This is a genomic window from Holdemania massiliensis AP2 (genome assembly GCF_000327285.1).
Lineage (GTDB): Bacteria > Bacillota_I > Bacilli_A > Erysipelotrichales > Erysipelotrichaceae > Holdemania > Holdemania massiliensis.
Genome location: NZ_HE998568.1, coordinates 957,697 through 980,622, shown reverse-complemented (window position 1 = coordinate 980,622; position 22,926 = coordinate 957,697). Strand labels below are relative to the sequence as shown.

23 protein-coding genes are annotated in these 22,926 nt (G+C 46.7%); 17 read left to right on the top strand and 6 right to left on the bottom strand.

The window, feature by feature from the left end:
• Positions 1-13: 13 nt before the first annotated feature.
• A complete protein-coding gene (locus tag BN162_RS12355) occupies positions 14-562 on the bottom strand; it encodes a hypothetical protein (protein ID WP_020225427.1) in 549 nt (182 codons plus the stop codon).
• A 307-nt stretch (positions 563-869) separates the two neighbouring features.
• On the opposite strand from BN162_RS12355, the gene rapZ reads away from it, so the two are divergent.
• From rapZ to BN162_RS12310, 9 genes are all read left to right on the top strand, one after another.
• A complete protein-coding gene (gene rapZ, locus BN162_RS12350) occupies positions 870-1,733 on the top strand; it encodes an RNase adapter RapZ (protein WP_020225426.1) in 864 nt (287 codons plus the stop codon).
• Complete coding sequence (locus tag BN162_RS12345) at positions 1,723-2,694, top strand: gluconeogenesis factor YvcK family protein (protein ID WP_020225425.1); 972 nt, start codon at positions 1,723-1,725, stop codon at positions 2,692-2,694. The genes rapZ and BN162_RS12345 overlap by 11 nt, the downstream gene beginning before the upstream one ends.
• A gap of 2 nt (positions 2,695-2,696) precedes the next feature.
• The gene (gene whiA / locus BN162_RS12340) at positions 2,697-3,632 is read left to right on the top strand and encodes a DNA-binding protein WhiA (RefSeq protein WP_020225424.1); all 936 of its coding nucleotides are present in this window, start codon (positions 2,697-2,699) and stop codon (positions 3,630-3,632) included.
• 78 nt (positions 3,633-3,710) lie between these two features.
• Positions 3,711-4,238, top strand: coding sequence for a hypothetical protein (locus tag BN162_RS18030; protein WP_147612184.1), 528 nt, complete (start codon positions 3,711-3,713; stop codon positions 4,236-4,238).
• An 84-nt stretch (positions 4,239-4,322) separates the two neighbouring features.
• The gene (locus BN162_RS12330; protein WP_020225422.1) at positions 4,323-4,625 is read left to right on the top strand and encodes a hypothetical protein; all 303 of its coding nucleotides are present in this window, start codon (positions 4,323-4,325) and stop codon (positions 4,623-4,625) included.
• Positions 4,594-5,508 carry a DUF2156 domain-containing protein gene (locus BN162_RS12325; protein WP_020225421.1) on the top strand — a complete coding sequence of 305 codons (915 nt, stop codon included), beginning with the start codon at positions 4,594-4,596 and terminating at the stop codon, positions 5,506-5,508. The genes BN162_RS12330 and BN162_RS12325 overlap by 32 nt, the downstream gene beginning before the upstream one ends.
• Complete coding sequence (locus BN162_RS12320; RefSeq protein ID WP_020225420.1) at positions 5,505-6,419, top strand: GNAT family N-acetyltransferase; 915 nt, start codon at positions 5,505-5,507, stop codon at positions 6,417-6,419. The genes BN162_RS12325 and BN162_RS12320 overlap by 4 nt, the downstream gene beginning before the upstream one ends.
• A gap of 8 nt (positions 6,420-6,427) precedes the next feature.
• The gene (locus tag BN162_RS12315) at positions 6,428-6,745 is read left to right on the top strand and encodes a hypothetical protein (RefSeq protein ID WP_244264195.1); all 318 of its coding nucleotides are present in this window, start codon (positions 6,428-6,430) and stop codon (positions 6,743-6,745) included.
• Positions 6,746-6,852: 107 nt separating this feature from the next.
• Positions 6,853-7,080 (top strand): DUF6199 family natural product biosynthesis protein, encoded by a 228-nt coding sequence (locus BN162_RS12310; RefSeq protein WP_020225419.1) that lies wholly within the window; start codon positions 6,853-6,855, stop codon positions 7,078-7,080.
• A gap of 229 nt (positions 7,081-7,309) precedes the next feature.
• On the opposite strand, the gene BN162_RS12305 is transcribed toward BN162_RS12310, so the two are convergent.
• Positions 7,310-7,576, bottom strand: coding sequence for a type II toxin-antitoxin system RelE family toxin (locus BN162_RS12305; protein ID WP_020225418.1), 267 nt, complete (start codon positions 7,574-7,576; stop codon positions 7,310-7,312).
• Positions 7,573-7,794, bottom strand: a complete 222-nt coding sequence (gene relB, locus BN162_RS12300; protein WP_020225417.1) for a type II toxin-antitoxin system RelB family antitoxin — start codon at positions 7,792-7,794, stop codon at positions 7,573-7,575. Before relB ends, BN162_RS12305 begins: the two co-directional genes overlap by 4 nt.
• Positions 7,795-8,027: 233 nt before the next feature.
• Here relB and BN162_RS12295 point away from each other — a divergent pair, with 233 nt between their 5' ends.
• On the top strand, positions 8,028-9,236 hold the full coding sequence (locus BN162_RS12295; RefSeq protein ID WP_020225416.1) for a hypothetical protein: 1,209 nt from the start codon (positions 8,028-8,030) through the stop codon (positions 9,234-9,236).
• A gap of 602 nt (positions 9,237-9,838) precedes the next feature.
• Here the strand turns inward: BN162_RS12295 and BN162_RS12290 are convergent.
• Positions 9,839-10,609 (bottom strand): RNA polymerase factor sigma-54, encoded by a 771-nt coding sequence (locus BN162_RS12290; protein WP_040451839.1) that lies wholly within the window; start codon positions 10,607-10,609, stop codon positions 9,839-9,841.
• Positions 10,548-11,030 carry an RNA polymerase factor sigma-54 gene (locus tag BN162_RS12285; RefSeq protein ID WP_040451837.1) on the bottom strand — a complete coding sequence of 161 codons (483 nt, stop codon included), beginning with the start codon at positions 11,028-11,030 and terminating at the stop codon, positions 10,548-10,550. The genes BN162_RS12290 and BN162_RS12285 overlap by 62 nt, the downstream gene beginning before the upstream one ends.
• 164 nt (positions 11,031-11,194) lie before the next feature.
• Here BN162_RS12285 and BN162_RS12280 point away from each other — a divergent pair, with 164 nt between their 5' ends.
• From BN162_RS12280 to BN162_RS12255, 7 genes are all read left to right on the top strand, one after another.
• Positions 11,195-13,006, top strand: coding sequence for a sigma 54-interacting transcriptional regulator (locus BN162_RS12280; protein WP_051032541.1), 1,812 nt, complete (start codon positions 11,195-11,197; stop codon positions 13,004-13,006).
• Entirely contained in the window at positions 12,964-13,992 is a 1,029-nt protein-coding gene (locus tag BN162_RS18025; RefSeq protein ID WP_051032540.1) for a PRD domain-containing protein, read from the top strand. Before BN162_RS12280 ends, BN162_RS18025 begins: the two co-directional genes overlap by 43 nt.
• A gap of 154 nt (positions 13,993-14,146) precedes the next feature.
• The gene (locus BN162_RS12275) at positions 14,147-14,650 is read left to right on the top strand and encodes a PTS sugar transporter subunit IIB (RefSeq protein WP_020225415.1); all 504 of its coding nucleotides are present in this window, start codon (positions 14,147-14,149) and stop codon (positions 14,648-14,650) included.
• A 13-nt stretch (positions 14,651-14,663) separates the two neighbouring features.
• Positions 14,664-15,467 carry a PTS mannose/fructose/sorbose/N-acetylgalactosamine transporter subunit IIC gene (locus BN162_RS12270; protein WP_020225414.1) on the top strand — a complete coding sequence of 268 codons (804 nt, stop codon included), beginning with the start codon at positions 14,664-14,666 and terminating at the stop codon, positions 15,465-15,467.
• Entirely contained in the window at positions 15,464-16,288 is an 825-nt protein-coding gene (locus BN162_RS12265; protein WP_020225413.1) for a PTS system mannose/fructose/sorbose family transporter subunit IID, read from the top strand. The genes BN162_RS12270 and BN162_RS12265 overlap by 4 nt, the downstream gene beginning before the upstream one ends.
• 2 nt (positions 16,289-16,290) lie before the next feature.
• On the top strand, positions 16,291-16,710 hold the full coding sequence (locus BN162_RS12260) for a PTS sugar transporter subunit IIA (RefSeq protein ID WP_040451836.1): 420 nt from the start codon (positions 16,291-16,293) through the stop codon (positions 16,708-16,710).
• Between the two features lie 67 nt (positions 16,711-16,777).
• On the top strand, positions 16,778-17,971 hold the full coding sequence (locus BN162_RS12255) for an N-acetylglucosamine-6-phosphate deacetylase (RefSeq protein ID WP_020225411.1): 1,194 nt from the start codon (positions 16,778-16,780) through the stop codon (positions 17,969-17,971).
• Positions 17,972-18,162: 191 nt separating this feature from the next.
• Here BN162_RS12255 and BN162_RS12250 read toward each other — a convergent pair whose 3' ends face one another.
• Positions 18,163-22,815, bottom strand: coding sequence for a bifunctional diguanylate cyclase/phosphodiesterase (locus BN162_RS12250; protein ID WP_020225410.1), 4,653 nt, complete (start codon positions 22,813-22,815; stop codon positions 18,163-18,165).
• Positions 22,816-22,926 lie beyond the last annotated feature (111 nt).

The window sequence follows — 22,926 nt, the reverse complement described above, 5'->3', positions numbered from 1 at the left end:
GAATTTCGGATAATCACGGTGAATCCGAAAATGGGACAAGATTAGAATTGAAATTTTCTAAGGAAAGCCAAAATTGTTTGATGTCCAGAGAGCTCGTATAGTAAACCGCTTCTATGAATTGAGTTTGTTCTGCCACTATTTTCTGCTTGATGACAAGGATTGTCGGTTTTCCATGATAATGAAACTGAGCAGGGGTCAGGAAATACAAAGTTTCTTGATTGCTCAGATAAAGGCCGGTGCTGTTGATTGCGGGAAATTCTCTGTTGGCCAAAAGCATGTCACCGTAACGGAAGCCATTTCTTGAAACAGGAGTTAAGCTGTGGATAAAGGCATCAATTTTATTCTCCTGATCCATCTGAAAAGCGAAATGATGATAATCCGATTCCTCAAGATTTTTATAAAAATTTTGATTTCTGACATATCGTTGATAAGCATCCAGGTTTAGTCTGGAAAGATCATCGACAAAAAGTGTGTTTTGAAAGGGAGTTAAAAACAGATAAGCGGTCACTGTCAGCAAGAGGAAAGGCATTATTTTTCGTAACGATTTGATTATACGCTTCATCATCTTCACTCCTTTAAGAGAATTATACAAAGGAAACGGAAGAATAAAAAGGTTGGATTGTGTTTGGAAAAACTGCGTGAAGCGTTTGTTTCTGCTTCCTTGGATCACCCTTGGTTCCGTCAAAGAGAAACAGAAATCGGGCAAAAGCAAACATTGAATTGATGACAGGACATACGATAGAAAAGATGGCTTCCCTGTGCGTCAAGAAAGGCCGTGAAAAGTCAGATTCAGAAAAACAAGGGGGTTCCCGATTGAGAACCGCCAGGGGCTGTGGTAAAATACAGCTAACAAACAAGAGGTGATCGAGATGAAGAAAAAACGGGTTATCCTGGTCAGCGGGATGTCCGGAGCGGGCAAAACAAGCGCAACCAGCGTTTTGGAAGATATGGGATATCACTGCATCGACCAGTTCCCGGTTCAGCTGTTAAGTCTGTTGGTAGATTTGATCGAAAACAGTACCGATCCGCGTTATTCGTATTTAGCGTTGGCGACGTCCGCGAAAGATTTTCCGGAATTCCTCAAAGCCTTTGAAGGCGAGGACATGGATGTGCGCGTATTGTTTCTGGATGCATCCAATGAAGAATTGCTGCACCGCTATAAATCAACACGGCGGACGCATCCGCTTTTAATCTCCAATGCGTGCAATACGCTGGAGGAAGCGATCAGCGTGGAGCGGCAGATGTTTCAGAATTATAAAGATACCGCCTTTCTGTTAGTGGACACGACGTTTTTAAAAGCTTCGGAACTGAAGCAGAAGATCGAGAAATATTTTTCATTGAGCAGCGCGCCGGTCTTTTCGATCAGCTTCATTTCGTTCGGCTATAAGCATGGCGTGCCGCTGGACGCGGATCTGATGATCGATGTGCGTTTTCTGCCTAATCCGTATTGGGAAGTGGAGCTTCGGCCGTACTCCGGCGATGATCCGCAGGTCTATCATTATGTCATGGATAAACCGGAAACTCAGGAATTTATCAAACGTCTGCTGGAATTCCTTGATTATGCGTTTACGGAATATGTTAAGGAAGGCAAGAATCATTTCACTGTGGCGATTGGCTGTACCGGCGGCCAGCATCGCTCTGTTTCGATCACGAATTTCCTGTATGACCACTATAAAATTCAATATAACTGTTATAAAGAACACCGCGATAAGCGGGAATTAGATGAACAATAGTCCGTTGAAAGTGGTCGTCATCGGCGGCGGGCATGGCCAATCGGTCATTCTGCGCGGCATTAAGTTTATTCAGGATATTCAGATTTCAGCGATCGTCACAGTAGCGGATGACGGCGGCAGTACCGGTCGGCTGCGGCGTCAGTTTCATATCCCGGCGATGGGGGATATTCGCGCCGTCCTGATCGCGCTGGCGGAATCAGAGACGTTATTGAAAAATCTTATGGAATACCGGTTTGAAGGGGAAGCGGATCCCCAACAAGCAGATCAGGGCGTAATGGGACATAATCTCGGCAACCTGATTCTGACGGCGTTAACGCAAAGCTGCGGAAGCTTTCTGGAAAGCATCGGGATCTTGTCCAAGGTGCTGAATGTACGCGGCGATATTATCCCGGCTACAACCCAGGTGATCACGCTGTTCGCCCGAATGGCGGATGGAACGATCGTCCGCGGGGAGTCCAACATTCCGAATATGAATAATCGGATCGATACCGTGTTTTATCAGGAACCGGTCAAGGCCTCGGAAAAGGCTGTCCATGCGATCCAGGAAGCGGATCTGATCGTTTACGGGATCGGCAGTATTTTCACCAGCATCCTGCCGAATCTGATCATTCCGGAAATTGCCGAAGCGATTCATCAATCGCACGCTTACGGCGTTTACCTGTGCAATGCGATGAGTCAGCCAGGGGAAACGGATGATTTTACGATGGAAGATCATGTCGACGCCCTGATTCGTCATGGTGCTAAAATTAATGAAGTGCTGTTTGCCCAGGATCCGATCCCGGAAACAATTTTAACCCGTTATGCGGCGGAGGGCGGAAGACCGGTTAAAATGGTTCAGGATCAGCATGCCTATCGGGTCACCCCAGTTTCCCTGCTCGATTTCAGCGATGAACTCGTCCGCCATGATGCCGATAAAATCCGCCGCAGTCTGCAGCAGCTGTTAGCGAAATTGAAGGAGTAAGTATGTCATTTACCACAGAAGTCAAATCCGAAATTGCTCAAAATGAGCTGAAAACCTGCTGCCAGAAGGCGGAACTTTCTGCTTTGGTGCAGCTGTGCTCCAGCCTGACGATCAATGCTCAGGGCATGTCGCTAATGATTAAGACGGAGAATGCCTCGACAGCGAAACGGATTCTTAAATTGTTGAAGGAAAACTATGCGGTTGAAACGGACTTATCCGTCATCAAAAAGATGAACTTAAAGAAAAATAACATCTATCGTTTACAGGTGCTGAATAAAACAACGGAGATTCTGAATGATCTGGGCTTGTTTACGGATCACGGCTTGCAGAATCATCCGACCCGCAAATTAGTTCAGAAGGAATGCTGCGCCAGAGCTTATCTGGCAGGAGCTTTTATGGCGATGGGTTCGGTTAACTCGCCGCAAAAGACAAATTATCATCTGGAAATTGTTACCAATGATGAATCGCACGCTTTGTTCATTCAGAAGCTGATGCATAAATTTGATATGCCGGCCAAAGTGATTTCCCGTCGGACAGCGTATGTAGTGTATCTGAAAGCGGCTGATAAAATCGCTGATTTTCTGCGCTGTGTCGGGGCTTATGAAGCGCTGATGAAGTTTGAGGATATCCGCATCCATCGGGATTTCCGCAACAACCTGACGCGGTTGGATAATTGTGAAGTGGCCAATGAGATGAAAAGTCAGGCTGCGGCGAAGAAGCAGCTGGCCGATATCGCGCGGATTGAAAAAGCCGGTCGGCTGCGGTTTCTCGACGAAAAGCTGAAAGCTGTGGCTCAGCTGAGAGTGCAGTATCCGGAAGCCAGTCTGAACGAATTGAGCGCGGAATATGAAAAACAGACGGGCGTCGCTATGTCCAAGTCCGGCATGAAGCATCGCTTCGGCAAGCTTCATGAAATTGCGGAACAGCTTCCGGAATAAACGGTTTTTGGATCCCTAAACCCAGAGAATCAGCATAAAAAAGCCAACTTTAACCATACTGCTAGAGAGGTGATGGAGTTGACTTTTTTTCTTTTATTGATCCAGCTGGCCGGTTTGTCTTGGAATTTAACTTATACGGCGGAAGAATGGAACTGCGATCAGGGACAGATCACCGTGGTGCTTCACGAACAATCACTGCCGGTAACCCTGTTTGATATTGAACTGACGGAAACGGGGAAAACCCGAGCCTGTGAAATCCTCAATCAGGCCGCATCCGTAACCTTTGAAATTGATGATCATGTCGCCCAAACCACGCCGCTTCCCGTTTGGCTGTTTGCGGATGGAGAGTTGGTTCAGCGTTTATTGGTTGAAGAAGGGGCGGCGTCCGTTTCCATTTCCAATCCCGACTACACGTATGCCGCCCAACTGAAGGCCGCTTCTTCAAAGCCGGTCATTGCCCGCAGTGCAGTCAGTTCGGTTGTGGAGTACAACCGCCGGCGGGGCGAGGTAGGGCTGGCCTTTTTGTGCTTTGCGACCTCCGGTTTTTTGATCGTTTGGATGCTTTCAGCCAGCCTGAGGCGCCGCCGAAGTGAAAGAAATTCTTAAATTTGATGTTAGAGTTGCAAAACTTTTCTCTTTTGCGTTCTTTTAGGATATAATGAAACCGGTGATAACATGAGATTTTTAACGATGATTCTTACAGTTCTGCTGATCATCGCCTTTATCAGCATGGCCTGGCCGTTTATTCTGGCAATGCTGGTGATGTTGGTGGCCTTCGGCGTATTCGGTTTGTTTCGGGTACGGAAAATGACAAAAACGATGAGCGATCAATGGGCGTCGATGGATCAGAATCAGGATTCGATTTGGATTGATGAACAAACTCAGGACAGCCCGTTTGAACAGCGGGTATCGCAGCCTGAGGTTTTCGAAGCGGAATATACTGAAAGAAGGACAGATGAGGATGGACGCCAGTCAGATACTAAGGGATTTTGATCCCGTTACCATAGACGATTATCCGCTGATCCAGCGTTATTTAGCACTGGCCCAGTATGAAGAAAGCAATCACAACTTAGTCAACATGATCCTGTGGATCGACTCTTATCCGTTGTTTAAGTGTCAGCATGACAACTGGCTGCTGCTTTTAGGCGTGCATGAGGGAACGTTGTTCATTTACATGCCGCTGTGCCGTCCGGAATATTTCAAGGAAGCGATTCTGGCGGCAAAGGCGATCTTTGAGCGTTACCATCTGCCGTTTGTACTCAGCTGTTTCACGAAGGAAGCGGCGCAGTGGTTTGCGGATACCTTTCCAAACACCTGTCTGGAAGAAAACCGCGACAGTGCCGATTACGTCTACTTGTGTGAAAAGCTGAAAACGTTCGCGGGCAAGAAGCTGCAGAAAAAACGCAATCATTTAAATGCGTTTTATAAGGAGTACGAAGGCCGCTGGCAATATGAATCATTCAATTCGGACAATGTTGCTGAATGTGTGGAATTTCTGAAACAATGGCATGCTGACGACCCGGATGCGTTTCTGCAGGCAGAGCGGCGCGGGGTATTCAGAATTTTATCCTTGTTTGGTCAGATTCCCTACCGCGGGGGACTGATCCGCATCGACGGTCAGGTGAAGGCGTTCGCGGTCGGCTCCTGGCTGAGTGATCGGATGTGTCAGGAAAATATTGAAAAAGCTGATGATGAAATTCGCGGATTATATCAGGCGGTCATGAAGGAATGGCTGATCCATGAATTTGATCAGGCGGAGTATGTCAATCGGGAAGATGATATGGGGCATGAGAATATCCGCCAAGCCAAGCTTGCCTATCATCCTGAATTCTTAATTGAAAAGTATCGGCTTTGCGGAAAGGAGAATCAGCTATGATCAGTAAAGCGCTGCCTCAGGAAAAAAAGACGATCTACGGAATCTGGAAACAGGTGTTCGCCGGCGATGACGGCGGCTATACGGATTATTTTTTCCGCACGCTTTACAAGCCGGAAAATACGCTGGTCCTCAAAGAATCTGGAAATATTGTTTCCACGCTGATGCGGATTCCGCATGCGATCATGCTGAATGGCCGGATCGTACAGACTTCGATGATTCTGGGGGTAGCAACGCTGCCGTCCTACCGCAAGCGCGGCTGCATGCATGAGCTGATGAATGATGTGCTGGATGAGGTTGAACATCGTGAACTGGTGACGCTGATCCAGGCTTACAATCCATCAATGTATATTCAGTTTGGCTTTGAGATGGTGTATTACCGAAGACGTTATAAGGTGCAGCGTTCACAGATTCCCACCTGCAGCAATGAGGGACTGACCTATAAGATTAAATCAGAAGATCTGCTTGAGGTGTATACGGCGTATGTCCGCCGGTTTGATGGATTCTATCTGCGCACGAAAGAGGATTTTGATCATCTGCAGGAGGAATGTAATGCCGAGGGCGGAAAGCTGATTGCCTATTACGATCAGAACCAGCAGATTCAAGGCTATGCTTCTTTATATCAGACGGCTCAGGGGATTGAAGTGCGGGAGTGCATTTATCTCAACAGTGTGGCGTTGTTCAAATTATTGAATCTGGCGCTGCAGCTGAAGAATGAAATCCTTGTGCATACGACTGCCGATGAACATTTAGAGAAGATTATCAAGGGTGTGACTTGGCAGGATTATGGTTTTACAATGGCGCGGGTGAATGATTATGATTTGTTCAATCGGCTTTACGGCACAACCGTGGCTTCGCCGAAAGAGGCTTTTGCGCTCAGCGGGAAACCGTTGTTTATGCACGAATATGCCTAGGGTGATTGATGAACAATCAGGAATTAACGAAGCGGGTGCACACGGCAATGGCTAACCAATGCAAAGTCCGCGGATATACGACTCCGGTAGATGTGCTGATGGAGATCGGGGTTCTGTCCAAAGCAAATTATAAAAACTGGCGACACGGCCGTGGATATACTGGATCGGGTCTATACCTCTATTTCAGCAAGCTTTCGCTGATCATGCATGAAATTCGCTCCTATGCTAAGAAAAATAAATTAAAACCTTCATTCACCGTTTACAAGCAATGGAAAACAAAACAGAAAATTATCCTGTTTCAGCAAACATGGGAATGCTTCGATTGAAAAAGGCTATGCCACGCATTATATTGACTCCGTACAGATTCAAGCCTTGAAAAACAACGAAGACAGCGATAAAAATAAAAGGGATTAACTTAAGGGGGACTTTAACGATGTTTATGGTACTCATCATTGCGTTTTGTTTCTGGTTCGGTGGGTATGCATTTTCTAATCCTGAGAAAGTTTGGGAGTTTCAGCATTTCCTCTATGTCAAAGATGGAATGCCGACCTCGTTTTCTATCTTTATGATCAAATTTTGCGGTATCCTTTTTATCATCATGGCCATCGTTATGTTATTTCCTTTTATAGATGTGATTTTGCAGAAAACAATATTCAAATAAATATGACACATATTTCCATGCTATAAGCATGGATATGCCGTTCCAGTCGATGTTTTGAATCAGATTGGAGTTCTGATCCAAAATACGTTGCTAAAGGATTAACAAATACACCTGTCAGGCAATCAGCGATTTATCAATCATCAGTTAAGTTCAATTTACGAATTATGCTTTCAAAAAAGACATGACCTATGCCAGATCATGTCTTTTTACGCTGTAAACTAGTTGCGTCTTATTTATATATCTCCCGTCGATGTCCTATGCTTAACGCTAGAATAATTAATTCGTTGTCTTGGATCATACAAATTAAACGGTAATCTCCTATCCGATAACGCCATTGACCACTCCGGTTTGCAGTAAGTCCTTTTCCGTGCAGACGGGGATTCGGAGAATCAATGAGATATTTTTCAATCCATGCTTTAATCATCTGTTGCGTATAACGATCTAACTTCCTGAACTCTTTATCAAATCTTGGAGTTGTTTGTATGTTGTATTTCATAGATCTAATTCCCGCCATAGCTTAGAAATAGGTTCGCTTTTTTTGCCTTTTTTAACATATTCTTCATAGGCTTCTTCTGCTACTGCGATATCGTATTCGTCCTCAATTTTTTCAAATAAGGCTTTTTTGAAGGCTTCAGCCAAAGACATTCCATGCAATGCTGCATAACTATCAGCCAATTTCCGTTCTTCATCGTTCATATGAATTGAGAATGCCATCTTTACCACCTCTTTTCAACTATATTATACTATACTATAATATAGTCGTCAAGCTGAGCAATCTTGCCTATGAAACATAATTCAATCTTCCACAATGTATTATATTAATGGTCTTAATCATATTATGATTATATTTCCTGGATACGCCTAATTTTTCCTGTTTTAATCGCTTTCATTTTTTTACAACGAAACTATCTATTATAATAGAATAAAAAGGCGGTGGAGGGTAAGTTATGAATAAAGTGAATGACAGTTCAGATGATCAATGCTTTCAAGGAACTAAAGGAATATTTTATTCAGTAAATCTAATGAAAAAAGTAATTTTATGCTGGGTTATCATCATGATTTCTCTTTTAGGTGGCTGCAAGACCATAACAAAGGATGAACCTCTTTCCAGGAATATGCCTGTGGATCAAATCGAAACAGACTATCAGGTATCATCATTTCAGTTAGATGATAGTAAGATATTGGAATACAGGGATGTTTATCACAACAATTTAAGTGTAGTTGAATTAGAAGATCATGAAGCCTATTCTGTTTCAAAGCATTTATATTTAATGGATTTAAAGAGCAAAGAAATAACAGAAGTCACAGCTATTAATAGAGGTAATGATGAGGGTAGAATTTGGAATTTTATAGAATTATCAGATAAGTCATATTTATATACGAATGTTACTTATACAGGGTTGTCTGATTTCACCTTCATGGATTTTGAAGTAATCCATTTAAAAGAGGGCGACAAAAAGATTATCACAAAAGGCAGCGTTGATAATATTTATGAATTACCAGAATTTACGGTCGATAAGGATTCAATTTACATTTCCGTTTCTTCTTATGATGATGCGCAGGATAAAACCGAGGGGAAATATAGAATTGAATTATGGAAATTCGACGCCAATACTTGTGAGAAAATCATTTCCAGCACAGGGGGATATCATGTTAGCGAGCATGATCATTATAGCTTAGATGATGAATGTGAATTTTTATTTGATCAAAAGATCCATGTTAATAACAATAAAATTTATTTTATTACAGGGAATAGTGATCAAACAACGATGAATAAAATTGAAAAGGGCCGCATATCAAAAACACCTTTAACAGAAAAGCTAGTTAATGCAGCTCCATTAGGGAATAAAATATTAATCACGGAATGGCTTAAGAATACCGCTGAGCCAGATGCTTTAATATCGTATGTACTGGAAGATCACGGGGTGAAATATGATTTGAAGACAACGTTAAGATTAGAAAATTATTGTGTCTTAGAGAAAGGCATTGTTGGTTTTTATAATGGAGAAATTGTGATCTTGAAAGATTTAGGGGATAGAATTGGAATGACCGCTGTCCCAGAACTTAATGGGGGTATTTATTTCCGAAAGGTGGATGAAAATTCTGTATTAGTTTTTGATCATAATGGAACCTGTTATAATCTGACAGTGAAATAGTTGTGGCGATGAATATAGAAAAATACAGGGATAAGGGAAGGATTGCGTACCATAGTGAAAAAAGAAATTCTGTATACCAGTAAAAACTTTTGCATAATCTCAGAAATTATAATGGAAAACTCTGTGCCAAAATGGAAATCTTGCCGGCGGTGCAGGAGAAAGTGTAATTTATGTCGATCCGGAAACAGGCAAGCGCTATGTTGAAGAATCAGCGAACACGATGTTCTGCTTGATGGCAGCTTTGAAAACGGCATAAGCGAAGCCATAGCGAAGGAATTAGGCTTGAAGTATGTTCCGGGAATCTACGTTGAAATTTCCAATGTGGGAACAACGGCCGGATCGCAGGAAACAGCGCTTTAAATCAAAAATAAACTTGAATCAGCCATGAAGAATCCAGAAAGCGGAAGCTCCAAGGTTTTCTTTGTGGGGATTGGCAAGTTCTCAGACTGAATTCCTTTACTCTAATGCGCGTGAACCGTGCAAGAACTGGCATTTCCCGTGAGGTCTTCCGATTCAATCAGAGAAGCAGATTTGAGAAACATCCAAGCGAACAGGGATGTTTCTCAAAGAAGGAAGCTGACGATTTTGTTTTTTTAAGTTTATTATGAATTGATGCGCTTTCGCTGGTAAGAAGCAGGAATACCCGCTTTCCTCCGCAGCTTGGCGATTAACTGCCGGGAACACTGAATCTGTTTTTCCTGCAGCTGCATCATGATCTGTAAGTCACTAAGCGGAAAATCCGATGATTCCTGGGCAATTACCGTGCGGATTTGTGAAATAAGTTCATCCTGACTGAGATCGTTCGCGCTAAAGGACGCAAACAACATGTCAATGGGAAGCAGCTTTCCTTCAAATAAGAAATATTTATCGTGAACAGCCCGCGTAATTGTGGAAGGATGCAGCCCCAGCTTCTCCGCAATTTCTTTTTTCTGACATGCCCGCAGGGGCTGATGATGAATTAACGCGTTTTCCTGGATCAGAAGCAGCTCATTCATGATCAAACTCAAGGTCAGATTGCGTTGGGACAGGGCGTCGAGAAAGAAGCGTGCTTCCTGCAGCGCCTGCCGCAAGGCGGGCGGAGGCTGCTGATCCAGGCTCAGGTTCGGTTCTTCAATACTTTCCAAGATGCAGTGATGATCCTCCACCCGTACCTCAAACTCCGGCAAAATCCACTGCACATTCGCTGCTTCATAGCTTGCGCAGGGTGCGGGAGAACATTCCTGAAGCTGATGAAAATAATTTAAAATTTCAGCAGGACTGCATGCCATTTTTACGGCGGCTTTTTGCCAGTCATGAGTTAGGATTTCAGCTTCACAAACAGTTAAAAATTCGATCGCTTTCTGATAACCAAAACGCTGCAGCTGTAAAATCAAGCATTCCTGCGGATTCCTTGCCCCCCACCCCAGCCGGTTCCAGCTGCTGCAGCCAGCTTAAATGCAATTCCAGGACAGGCAGCGGAACATGAAATGTCTGAGCTAAATCCTGCAGAGAGTCGTCAAGGAAACCTTGATCATTCAGCGATTCGATTAAAATCTGACAGATATGCTTCTGAATCGGCTGTTTCAGATTGGATAGCTGTCCGCAGAGGTCTGCTTTTAAAGAGGTTGGCGATGAGGTAAAGTTCAGCCAGTCACTCTGAATTGTTCGTAAGTAAGGATTGTTTTTCTGCCTAAGCCGCAGCTGACGCATCAACTCGGCCCGATTCCATGTCAGAACCTGAAGCGATTTTTCCATCGCCTGCGTATAGTGAAGTTCCAGTTTTGGCTGCGGACGAAGTGTGACCGAGGTTTTCATAGCTTTCTCCTTTCTCTTGAATGTCAGGCTGTTAAAAGTGGAATTCATGGAAAATAATGGTTCTATAAAAGATTACCTTTCCTTGAATAACAATTGATTCGTGCTTCTGAAATGATTATACTAAATTTAAAGTAAAACTTACATAACGCTTTAAAGGAGATGCGATGAGAGAAAATCAGCTCACAGTCCAGAATCAGATTTTATCCTTGTTAAAGTCCGAGGAATTAAATGAAAAGCAGGCGGATCATTTCACTGCCGCCTGGTTGGCCCAGAAACTGAATTACAGCCGCAACTTTATCAGTCAGCTGCTGAACGATTTAACCGAACAGCGGCTTTGTGTCAAAATCAATACCCGTCCGGTATATTATTTTAGCCGCGAGCGTCTGCTTCAGCAGGGCTACGCGATCCCTGAAACACTCAGCTCCTTGTCAGGCTGGCCACAGCTGAATGAGTATAAGCTGCGGAAAGAGAACGATGTGTTTGATCGGCTTGTCGGGCGAAACGGGAGCCTTTCCTATGCCATCGAACAAGCGAAAGCCGCGATTACCTATCCGCCGCAAGGCTTGCCTATGCTTTTGACCGGAGCGACGGGAACCGGAAAAAGCTACCTGGCCCGCTTAATGTATCAATACGCCTGCCAACAGGGAACTTTGAGCAAAGACAGTCCCTTCGTTACGATCAACTGCGCTGAATATGCGGATAATCCGGAACTGTTCCTGACGCACTTGTTCGGCTATAAAAAAGGAGCATACACAGGTGCGGACAGCGATCGGCAGGGTTTTTTGGCAGCGGCGGACGGCGGCGTTTTGTTTCTGGATGAAGTTCATGCGCTGAAACCGGAATGTCAGGAAAAGATATTCTTGTTTTTGGATCAAGGAATTTATCATATGATTGGTGATAACGAAACCTGGTATTCCAGTCATGTCCGCGTATTGATGGCCACCACGGAAAATCCGCAGGAAATCCTGCTGAAAACATTACTGCGGCGAATTCCAATTCACGTGCAGCTGCCAGATTTGGAGCATCGGCCTTTATCAGAAAAGCGGGAGCTGATCGTTACCCTGTTTCATAAGGAACAAAAGAAGCTGGACTGCACGGTATTAATCAGCGATTTGGCTTATCATACGTTGGAATCCGTGCATTACTCAGGCAATGTCGGAGAGCTGGAAAATGCAGTCAAGGTCAGCGTTGCCAATGCCTTTCTGCGCAGAAAAGCACAATCGCTGGAAATTCATATTCACGATTTGCCGGCTGGCCTGACTTCAGCGATTACCTATGACCTGCTTCAATGCTCTGATCAGACACTGCATCCGCTGCATGCGGTTGTGCCGCAGATTTGCAATGTGAGCAGCTATGAGGTATTCAACCATGCGCTGCTGCACAGCTTCCACAGCTATAAACAGCGCCAGATGAGCTTTGACAGTTTTCTGGCTGTAGCCTATACCAAACTGGAAACCTATGCGGATACCTTGATTCAGGATCGCTGGATTACGCCGCAGCAGGAGATATTCCGCAATTTATCCAGTTTGATTTTAACGCTGAGTGTTTCCCACTCTCCCCGCCGGCAGCTGTCCAACAATTCAATCAAGATTCTGGCTCGTTATTTGGCTGACGCTGCCCGTCAGCGTCAGCAGGAATTTTCCTTGAATGCTGAGGAGAAGGAAAGCGCGGAAGCCTTTCTGCAGCTGATCCTGCAGCGGTATCCGTTGGAAGCCCGTCAGATCCGCAAGATTCTGGATCTGGCTGTCAATACTCTGTCCTTCACTTCCACGCTGCTGCCTACCTTGGATCTGTTTATCTTTATGCAGTATTTCAGCCGGGATCTGCAGCGAGCCTCCATTCCTGTTGTAATTCTGGCGCATGGCTATGCGGTTGCCAGCGGCATGGCCGAGGTTGGCAATCAGCTTCTGCGCAGATGTTTGATGCAATCGATATGCCGGCAGATTGCCGCTTTGACGATGTCACAGCCCGGTTGAACGAATACATTGACTCCCTGGAAGGTTGCTTGGAGCTGATTGTTCTGGTCGATATGGGATCGCTGGAAAATATCAGCGACGCTTTAGGCACTCAACGCACGATGAACATCGGCATTCTCTCTAATGTGTCAACCAAGCTGATGCTGGACATCGGTTCGATGATCATGGAAGGAACGCGTTCATTAAAAGAAATTCTCAAAGAAGCCAGGTTGCGCAGCGTTCATCATTACGAAATCCTGGAGAACCAACAGAAGCCTAATGCCATTGTGGCCGTCTGTTCAACCGGAATCGCCACGGCGGAAAAAGTGCTGGCTTTGTTTCAAAACAGTCTGCCCGCTTCAGTTAAGGTGGAATTAATTCCCGTAGACTATTCCTCGCTCAATCAGGGGCGGATCACCAGCTTGACGGCCCAGTATCATATTCTGCTAATTGTCGGCACCCTGGATGCATCGGTGGCGGGAATTCCTTTTGTATCCGTGGAAGAATTGATCGATCAGAAAAATATGGACGCGCTGGATCAATGCTTGAAAGGCATTCTATCTCAAGATCAGCTGCATGTTTTCAAACGGAAGATCATCAAGAATTTCTCCATGGAAAACCTGATGAATTATCTGACGATTCTCAATCCCAACCGGATATTAATATACGTCGAGGAAATTCTGGATCAGATTCAGGAGAAACGCCAATGCAGTTTCAGCGGCCGCACGATCATCGGCTTGTATTTGCATATCAGTTGTTTGATCGAACGGCTGGTGATCGGCAAGGCGCCGGCGCAGTATCCGGATCTGGAAACCTTCACACACAGCCAAACTGAGTTTATTCGTACCGTTCAGGACAGCTTTGCTTCTGTCTGCAAGGCATACAACATCGTGCTGCCGGTCAGTGAAATCGGGTATCTGTACGATTATATTGAACAGGGCAGTGTCGCGGAAAACCCAGACAGTGTCGCAGTCCGCGGTCAGCCGGATTTCTTCGCCGAAGATTAACCTAATTTAACCGCCGAAATCAAGAAAAAGGATGAACTTTACCGAAAAAGGAAGAAAGTTCGTCTTTTTTTATTGCAAGACTGAAAAAAATGGCAGGTTGCCATGAAAATTGCTAAGAAGAGGGCAGAACGATCAGAAGGAGGTGGAAACAAGAATGATTAAATTATTGCGGGTAGACGACAGGCTGATTCATGGTCAAGTGGCAACCACCTGGACGAAAACGCTGCAGGCAGATTCCATCATCGTCGCCAATGATGAAGTCATTCACAATGAGCTTCAGATTATTGCGCTGAAGCTGGCGGTACCCGCGGGGATGAAGGTGGCGATCCGCAGTGTCGATGACGCAATCGCATTGCTTCAAAATCCAAAGGCCCGGCCGATGAAGATCTTTGTCGTCGTCAATCATCCGCGGGACGCTTTGCGGATTGCCGCGGCGGTTAGGGAAACCGTGGAGGGGATCAACATCGGGAATTACTACGGAAGCAAACAACTGCGGACTGAGGAAAAAATCAAACTCGACCGCAATATCTATCTCGACCCGGAAGACGTGGATACGTTAAAGAAAATCTGCGCGCTGGCGATTGAATTTACAATACAGATGGTACCGCATGAACCGAAGAAAAAGGTCAGCGACTGTCTGCAGCACCTGGGATGTTAAGGAGGAATGAAATATGATGATCGTCCAAGGTTTGTTAGTGGCATTGGTATTCTATGTTATTAGCTTGCTCTCATTATCATGGTGTGCCAATCCAATGCTGGATCGTCCGATTGTATTAGGTCCGTTAGTCGGCCTGGTGCTCGGTGATCTCCAACAGGGAATTTTACTCGGAGCTTCAATTGAACTGATCTTCTTAGGTGTTGCCAGCATTGGACCGTCGATGCCAGCAAATGCAGGGTTAGGCGGAACGATTGCCACGGCATTCGTTATTCTAACCGGCGCGGAAATGGAAGTGGCGCTGGCTCTCGCCGTGCCGATTGGCTTGCTTGGTGTCTTCACCTTTGAATTGCAGAAGTTAATTACAGCCAGCTTCCTGCCGATGTTTGATCGTTTTGCTGAAACTGGCAATACCAAGGGTTATGACCATGCCATCTTATGGGTGTCGGCTTTAGTTTATTGTTTCCAAGCATCGCTGGTCTTTCTCTGCATTGCTTTTGGAACCCATTCGATCGATGTGCTGCTCGCTGCGATTCCAGCTCCGATTATTGACGGTATCAAAGTGGCAGGCGGGATGCTTCCTGCTGTTGGGCTAGGAATCCTTACGATTATGCTTTTAGGGAAGAAAGGCGCATTCCTGTATTATCTGCTTGGCTTCGTCCTCGTTATCTTCTTTAACGTTTCCACGACTGCCGTAGCCTTAATTGCCTTTATTCTGGCGGGTATTGAACTTTACCGGGAACTTGACTTCCAGGCGCTGATCAAACTGAAACAGCCTGCGGCGGAAACAACTGAAAAAGAGGAGGAATTCTTTCTATGAATAAAAATTTACAAGCTTATCCAAAAGAAGAAGCCGCCGCTTTAAAACGGATGTATTGGCGTTCTAACTTTCTGGAATCCTGCTTCAACATGGTTCGGCTGCAAGGCTTGGGTTTTGGCTTCGCAATGATTCCAATGCTTCAATATTATTATAAGGATAATCCTGAAGGACTGAAGGCTGCGATGATTCGGCATTCTCAGTTTTTCAATACCTGTCCCAATGTCGCCACCTTTAACTTAGGCGTAGCTGCGGCAATGGAAAAGGAAGCGGCATCCAATCCAAACTTTGATCCCGCCGCGATCAACTCTGTCAAGACCGCGCTGTTAGGCCCAACCGCGGGAATCGGCGATGCAATTTTCTGGGTTGTCCTGCGCACGCTAGCTGCCGGTATCGGTATTTCCTTGGCGCAGACAGGGTCTGTCTTAGGTGCGATCGTGTTTGTCCTGTTGATCAATGTGCCAAGCTTTATCGGCCGTTGGTATTTGGAAATTGCAGCTTATACGACAGGAACCAAGCTGGTTCAGAAAATGGATGAAAGCGGTCTGATCACGCTGATTTCCAAAGCCGCCGGGATTGTTGGTCTGACAATGGTCGGGGCAATGGTCGCTTCCAACGTCAGCTTATCTACACCGCTGACCTTGAATTTTGGCAATGTTCCGTTTGAGCTGCAGAGTGCCTTTGATATGATTATGCCCGGTTTCCTGCCGCTGATGCTTTCCTTACTGGTCATCGTGCTGCTGCGCAGGAACGTCAAAGCTAACTGGATTATTATCGGAATGATGGTCGTCGCCATTGCGGGGCGGTTTATCGGGATCTTGTAACAATGCGGAAGTTCTTAATCGCAACCCACGGCACAATGGCCGCCGGGATTCAGAATGCGCTGCAGATCATTACCGGCGACACTCAGCGGCTGGCGGTGATCAATGCCTTTGTCGGTGTGGAAAATCCGAGTGATCTTATCCAAGCCTATTTTCAAAATCAAGATGAACAGGATGAAATCATCATTCTTACCGATCTGCCTGGCGGCAGCGTGAACCAGTTATTGATTCATTATTTGAAACGGCCGCATACGCATCTGGTCAGCGGTATCAACTTAAGTCTGGTTTTGGCGTTAGTACTGGATCCGCAGCAGACTGATACTGCAGCCATGATCCGTGAAGCGATTGATGCCAGCCGGGAACAGATCTTATATATCAATGAGAAGGTGAAACAGATCAATGCGGATCTGAGCACGATCTTCTAAACAGGTTGAGGAAGCTGAAATTCAGGCATAGAATAGAATTAAGAGCGCAGAAAGGAAAATGAAAATTATGAAAAGTTATCGCAGTCACCGGATTGTGACAGAAACTGAAATTGTTGATGGTTGGCTGAGTGCGGATGAACAGGGGAAGATTGCGGCGATTGAGGCATCGCCTTCAGGTGAACCGGTGCTCAATTATCAAGATCACTGGTTGTTTCCTGGATTGATCGACCCCCATCTGCATGGCTTCATGGGATGGAATGCTTCGAAAACAACCGATCCTAACCAGATTCTCCGCATGGCGGACGCGTTGTTATGGACGGGGGTGACGGCCTGCGTGCCTTCCTGTATTTCTTCCGGCTTTATGCTGGAAAACGTTAAAGCGCTGCATGCGGCAAAGGCTGCTCAGAAGCAGGGGGCAGAGATTTTGGGATTATATATGGAAGGCCCTTTCTATAATCCTGAATACAATGGCGGAACGCCGATTGAAACGTTTGAAAAACCAACGCTGGAAAGAGCCATGGAATATTTTGAAGCAGCTGACGGAGACTTAGTCAGTATGGGTTTGGCTCCGGAGCTGTCAGGATCGATGGAAGTGATTCGTGAATTAGGCGGGCGAGGCGTGCGGATGGGCATTGCGCATACCGGCGCGGATTATAGCCAGACAATCGCGGCGATTGACGCTGGCTGCCAAATGGCAACGCATTCGTTCAACGCGATGCGCGGATTACATCACAGAGAGGTTGGCGTTACCGGTGCGATTCTCCTTGATCCGCGGATTTACAATGAAATCAACTGCGACTTGATCCATGTCTGTCCGCAGATGATTGAGATCCTGCTGAGAATGAAATCCTGGGATAAGATTCTGATGATGACCGATAACGACAGCATGACCGGCATGCCGGCGGGAGATTATCAGATTGACGGGGTGATTGAACGGCTGGAGTCCAGCGGAAAAATCGTGCTGGAGGACGGAACGATCTACGGAAGCGGCCGAACACTGCTGCAGGATGTGTTCAACCTGATTGATGAGCTGCATCTGCCGGTGCCGCAGGCCGTGGCGATGGCTTCGCTGAATGCGGCGGTGTTCTTAGATCAGCAGGACCGAATCGGATCGCTGAGAAAGGGAAAACAAGCAGATTTTATTGTGGTCAATGATGAACATCAATGCTTAGCGACTTATCAGAAAGGAATTCAGGTCTGCCGAATTGAAGACCGAGCGCGACTTGCCAATCCTGAATTCATGAAGTACAAAGTCGCCTGAGTAAAAGTCAGTCTTGATCAGACAGGCAAACTCCCTTACAGATATCATTCAATTATAAAAAGGAACGGCATGACTGCCAGCGAGGCAGTAACTTACCGTTCCTTTTATCTTGACCAAGGTTCGTTTTAATAGTTAGGATCAGAATTCATTCGGCATAAGCCAAAAAAACGAATCAGCCGGCGATTCCTTGATCATGCCGGTTTGTTCTGATTGTAAAGCATACGGAAATCTCCCACCGGCATCGGTTTGCCAAACAGATATCCCTGGCCTAAGCGGCATTGCAGTTGCAGCAGCATCGCCCGCTGAGCTTCGGTTTCTACGCCTTCGGCAATGACGCTGACGCCCAATTGGTGACACATTTGAATGATACTGGCGACGATGATCTGATTCTGGGCAGAATCCGCCAGGCCTTGAATTAGGCTGCGGTCCAGCTTCAAAACATCGAAGTCAGCGACGGTCAGCAGGCTCAGATTGGTATATTTGGTTCCGAAATCATCCAGTGAAATTCTTAACCGCAGCCGTTTCAGCGATTGAATGATCGAACGCAGTGTTGCTTTTTCCAGCTCGCCGACCGTTTCCGTGATTTCGATTTCTATTAAGCCGGGATCGAAATCATATTGGGAAAGAATCTTTTCCACTTCCAGCGCCATGTTGTCTTCCAACAATGTAATCCGTGAGAAATTGAGTGAGAGCACAACGGCGTCTTTGCTTTCATGCTGACGGCGCTGCTGAATGCGGCAGACTTCATTCAGTACAAAGAAGTCAATCATGCGGATCAGATGTTCTTTTTCAAGGCCCGGCACAAAGCGTGACGGAGGCATGATTCCCAGCTGCGGATGCAGATAGCGGATCAAAGCTTCGCCGCCCAGAATCCGCCCGCTTTTAAGATCCGCCTTCGGCTGGATATAGACAAGGAAACGATTTTCTTGGAGCGCTTCTTTTAACCGCTGCAGGGATTGAGGATGATAATGCTTGGTCACGGTTTCCGTTGTTTTATAATAATTTTGCTTAGCGATGATCATCAGCTGATTGGCATGGCTCAGCAGGCTGTTGATGTCCGCTTCATCCTCACTCCAGCTGCCGCCCAGGGAAACACCGTTGAGAATTAACGTGAACGCTTTTTTCAGCCGGGCTAGACTTTGCTGGAAGTCGGCATGCGTAATTTTTTCATAAACTGCGATAAACTCGTCGCCGCCCAGACGAAACAGCTGATCGGTACAGGCTTGCAGCTTTAGAATGCGGGCGACTTCGACCAGAACCTGATCCCCATAATGATGACCATATAATTCGTTGAGTTCCTTCAACCCATTGACATCGAAGACGGCAACTCCCGCTTGAGCCGGCGGATTCTGCTGCCAGTTTTCCAGTAATTGAACATACTGATTGCGGTTATACAAGCCGGTCAGCGGATCCCGGTAACTCATGAACCGCAGTTTTTCCACCGCCTGATATTTCATCAGTTCGCTGACTAGGAAAGTGGCCAGAGATTGGGCGAAGCTTAAATCCTGACCCTGGGCTGTCGGATTGATGATTACGCAGCAGCCGAGAATCTGATCTTGGCAAAGCAGCGGAACCGCCAGCAGAGAATGCAGTCCCAGACGCATAAAACTGCGCGCCAGTTCTGCATTCTGACTCTTCATCAGATCCATATCCAGCAGCACAAAATCGGAATGCGTATGAAAATAGGCGCAATCTGGTCCGAATAATGTTGCTGTCAAGGCCGTCCAGGTTTCAGCCAGTCCCGACAGCGAAGGCCCAGGCCACTCATGCAGAGAATGGGACTCGCCGGTAAAGCTGAGCAGGGTACGTTCCGCTTTATAATAATGACCGATATCAGCAAGACAAAGCTTTATGGCTTCGGTCATGGACTGAGCCACGACGATGCGGCGAACACTGCTCAGCAAAGCATTGCCGCGTTCCAGCTGCAGCGACAGCTCTTTACTTAAATGATTGTGTTCGGCGATGTCCATCGCAAATTCCATGCGCGCTGTCCGGCCCTGCCACTGAATCAGCTTATCCTTGACGATGAAGTCCCGGTTCATCAATTCATTGGTGTGCTCCCAGACATAATACTCATTGAATTTCAGCTTGCTGTTGGTGCAGAACGGACAGGGGGAATCCCGTCCCTGCAGCACCGCATAGCATTTTTTGCCGATATAATCATCAATGATGTTGAGATCCTCTTTAATCGTGCGGTTGATAAACAGCAGCTCATAGGTGTTAGGGTCGCTGACATAGATCACGTCGTTCAGCTCTTCCAGCAGCTGTGAGGTCAAATGTTCCTCCAGCTCCGGGATGATCGAAACATCCGGCGCCGTGTCCGGCTGATCGTCAATCTTGGTATTGTTGACCTTCCAGCTTTCCTGCTTCATCGAAGGCAGATAGAACTGCACCTGATTTTTCCCTTGGCGTTTGGACTGATACAGGGCGATATCGGCATTTTGATAAAGCTTGTAAAAATAAGTGCCGTCTTTGGAATAAAAAGAAACGCCGACGCTGCAGGAGATGCTGCCGGAAAACAGGGCGGCGACGGCCTGACTCAGCTGTTCTGCTTTCTCTTTGACGATCTGTTCCGTTCGGCAGTTTTTCATAAAGATCGCAAATTCATCGCCGCCGATCCGCCCTAATACGTCGTCGGCGCGGAAAACCTCGCGGATCTGCCGGGCGATGCGGGCCAGAACCTGATCCCCATAGAGATGCCCAAAGGTATCGTTGATATGCTTGAACTCATCAATATCCAGAATCAGAAGCGCATGCAGCGCCTGCGGATGACTTTCCAGGACAGACTGAATCTGCGCCTCCGTGGAGCCTTTGTTAAGCAGTCCGGTCAGGGAATCCCGCTGGGACTGATACTGCAGAATCAGTTCATGGCGCTTTTCCTTGTCGATGTTGCGGATAAAAAACAGCACTTTCAAATGCGCGGTAGCCGGATCCTGAATAATATGCGCGGTCGTTTCCACCCAGACCATCTGGCGTTTTTCCGAAAGCCGGCGGTACTGCAGCGTGATCTCGCGTTGATCCTGACCGTAGGCGGATTTGATCGCTTCCCGGCTGAAGGTCTTAAGGAAGGCTTTCCGCTCATCCGGATGAATCTGCTGGCGGGCGACGTTCTTTTGAAATTGATCGTAAGGGGTCTGGACGGCCTCGCTGATCAAAAAGCTCCATTCGCCGCTGATTTTTTCGACAAGGTTGTCGCAGAGATTGATCTCGATCATTAAGCAGGCCCCGGCGGCGATTGCCTGGCGGTACTGCTGTTCCTTGGCATAAGCCAGTTCAGCGTCCTTCTGCAGCGTGACATCTTCAAGAATGCCGACAGCCTGCTCCTGGGATCCGTATTCATTGTGCAGCGCAGTTAATGTCAGCTGGGTCCAATGATAGATTCCATCATGACCTCGGGTTTTGATCAGGCTGCCGGCATGATTCTCGCCCTGCCGCAGCTGACTGAAGACCATAAGAAAAGCTTCGCTGAACTGCGGCTGAATATAACCCTGTTCAATGAAAAATTCAGGATTGGCCGGCTGTGATGGAAAATCATAGCGTTCGCAGGTCCGCGGACTTCCAATAATTTCATTTTTCCGGATATTGTAGTCGAATAAAAGGCAGCCCGTTTGATCCAGAAGAACCTGAAACCGCTGGTCGTTGGCCTGACTTTGGAGCGCCTGCTGCTTGTCGGCGGTGATGTCCACGACTACGCAGTTGATTGTCTGAAGACTGCCGGTTTGGGCAAACGCGGCATAGATCAATAGATACTGAACACCAGATCCGCCGTTCAGCCGCAGCTGAAATTTCAAACCCGGTTTTCCAGCGGCAAAGGCTTCCTTGATCTGACTCAGGACACGCTTGTGATCTTCCTTTGGAATCAGCCGGCTTAGTTCATTATGAAAGGTGCTGCGGATCTGATCGGCACTTCGCTGAAGAATCCCATAGAACCGCAGATTCGCATACAGCAGCGTCAGCGCGTCGTCCACCTGGACCAGACAAATACCGCCGGGCAGATGATCGGTCAGCATCGCCATTTCCGCATTTCGCTGCTGCAGAGTATTCAGCTCTGACTGCAGTTCGCTCTGACGAAGCATCGCCGCTTGAATGTCGGAAAAAAAGATCAGCACTGCGATTCGTCCCTGATCGGTCAAAAAGCGGAAACCCCGGCACTGCCGCCATAAAACGGAACGGTCCCGGCGGGTTAAACGCAGTGTAAGTTCAAATTGATTGGCTTGCTGAAGCGCTTGGCGGGCCTGGGCTTTAGCCGGGCCGACGTCGTCGGGATAAAGAAGCAGATCCAGTTGTCCTTGACATTGCAGATAAAATTCATCATAGGTGAAGTTCAAGGCTTTTAACAAAGAGGAGCTGATATAGAACAACGGCAGGTTCTCTTCCCAATAAACACCGACCGTTTCCTGATCGATCGCGGCTTCCAGCATTGTAAATGAAGGCTGCGGAGCACTGACGCCGGCATTGGGCAGCTTTAAGGCTGAAGGCAGATCCAGATCCAGCAGCAGGACCGAAAACCGCGGCGTTTCCGCTTCCAGACGCAGCTGAATCCGGATCGCGGGACGGTCTGGATAGCCGAGCTGAAAAGCAGCGAACAAAACGCACAGGCGCGGCTGCTTCCGCACAACCTCAATGTGAATCCAATGCAGCGAAACGGGCTGCGGAGTTTGACGGTAATAGCGGTTCAGCCAAAGCAGAAGATCTTCGCGACCCAGCGCCGTTTCCCGATCGACGCCGCGGCACAGCAGTGTTTCATTCAGCACCGTTTTAAATGATTTGAGATCCCGCTGAAGCAATACCGCCTCGGCCGTTTTTTTAAAGAACTCACTGACTCTAAAAGTGGGATTTTCCATTCTATCCTACCTCGTTTTCAATTTTATATCCGTCTTTTATTATCATAAGAATAGCATAACCTCAGGCGGAAAACCAGCAAGCGGCGAAAAACAAAACAGAAATAAGAGAAC

What these genes read in the sequence shown, in the direction of transcription:
- BN162_RS12295 (WP_020225416.1), top strand. Translation starts at nt 8,028, where the DNA reads ATGAATAAAGTGAATGACAGTTCAGATGATCAATGCTTTCAAGGAACT.
- BN162_RS12325 (WP_020225421.1), top strand. Translation starts at nt 4,594, where the DNA reads ATGGACGCCAGTCAGATACTAAGGGATTTTGATCCCGTTACCATAGAC.
- BN162_RS12270 (WP_020225414.1), top strand. Translation starts at nt 14,664, where the DNA reads ATGATGATCGTCCAAGGTTTGTTAGTGGCATTGGTATTCTATGTTATT.
- BN162_RS12285 (WP_040451837.1), bottom strand. Translation starts at nt 11,030, where the DNA reads ATGAAAACCTCGGTCACACTTCGTCCGCAGCCAAAACTGGAACTTCAC.
- BN162_RS12260 (WP_040451836.1), top strand. Translation starts at nt 16,291, where the DNA reads ATGCGGAAGTTCTTAATCGCAACCCACGGCACAATGGCCGCCGGGATT.
- BN162_RS12250 (WP_020225410.1), bottom strand. Translation starts at nt 22,815, where the DNA reads ATGGAAAATCCCACTTTTAGAGTCAGTGAGTTCTTTAAAAAAACGGCC.
- BN162_RS12275 (WP_020225415.1), top strand. Translation starts at nt 14,147, where the DNA reads ATGATTAAATTATTGCGGGTAGACGACAGGCTGATTCATGGTCAAGTG.
- BN162_RS12280 (WP_051032541.1), top strand. Translation starts at nt 11,195, where the DNA reads ATGAGAGAAAATCAGCTCACAGTCCAGAATCAGATTTTATCCTTGTTA.
- BN162_RS12315 (WP_244264195.1), top strand. Translation starts at nt 6,428, where the DNA reads ATGAACAATCAGGAATTAACGAAGCGGGTGCACACGGCAATGGCTAAC.
- whiA (WP_020225424.1), top strand. Translation starts at nt 2,697, where the DNA reads ATGTCATTTACCACAGAAGTCAAATCCGAAATTGCTCAAAATGAGCTG.
- BN162_RS12255 (WP_020225411.1), top strand. Translation starts at nt 16,778, where the DNA reads ATGAAAAGTTATCGCAGTCACCGGATTGTGACAGAAACTGAAATTGTT.
- relB (WP_020225417.1), bottom strand. Translation starts at nt 7,794, where the DNA reads ATGGCATTCTCAATTCATATGAACGATGAAGAACGGAAATTGGCTGAT.
- BN162_RS12305 (WP_020225418.1), bottom strand. Translation starts at nt 7,576, where the DNA reads ATGAAATACAACATACAAACAACTCCAAGATTTGATAAAGAGTTCAGG.
- BN162_RS12355 (WP_020225427.1), bottom strand. Translation starts at nt 562, where the DNA reads ATGAAGCGTATAATCAAATCGTTACGAAAAATAATGCCTTTCCTCTTG.
- BN162_RS18025 (WP_051032540.1), top strand. Translation starts at nt 12,964, where the DNA reads ATGCCGGCAGATTGCCGCTTTGACGATGTCACAGCCCGGTTGAACGAA.
- BN162_RS12345 (WP_020225425.1), top strand. Translation starts at nt 1,723, where the DNA reads ATGAACAATAGTCCGTTGAAAGTGGTCGTCATCGGCGGCGGGCATGGC.
- BN162_RS12265 (WP_020225413.1), top strand. Translation starts at nt 15,464, where the DNA reads ATGAATAAAAATTTACAAGCTTATCCAAAAGAAGAAGCCGCCGCTTTA.
- rapZ (WP_020225426.1), top strand. Translation starts at nt 870, where the DNA reads ATGAAGAAAAAACGGGTTATCCTGGTCAGCGGGATGTCCGGAGCGGGC.
- BN162_RS12320 (WP_020225420.1), top strand. Translation starts at nt 5,505, where the DNA reads ATGATCAGTAAAGCGCTGCCTCAGGAAAAAAAGACGATCTACGGAATC.
- BN162_RS12310 (WP_020225419.1), top strand. Translation starts at nt 6,853, where the DNA reads ATGTTTATGGTACTCATCATTGCGTTTTGTTTCTGGTTCGGTGGGTAT.
- BN162_RS12330 (WP_020225422.1), top strand. Translation starts at nt 4,323, where the DNA reads ATGATTCTTACAGTTCTGCTGATCATCGCCTTTATCAGCATGGCCTGG.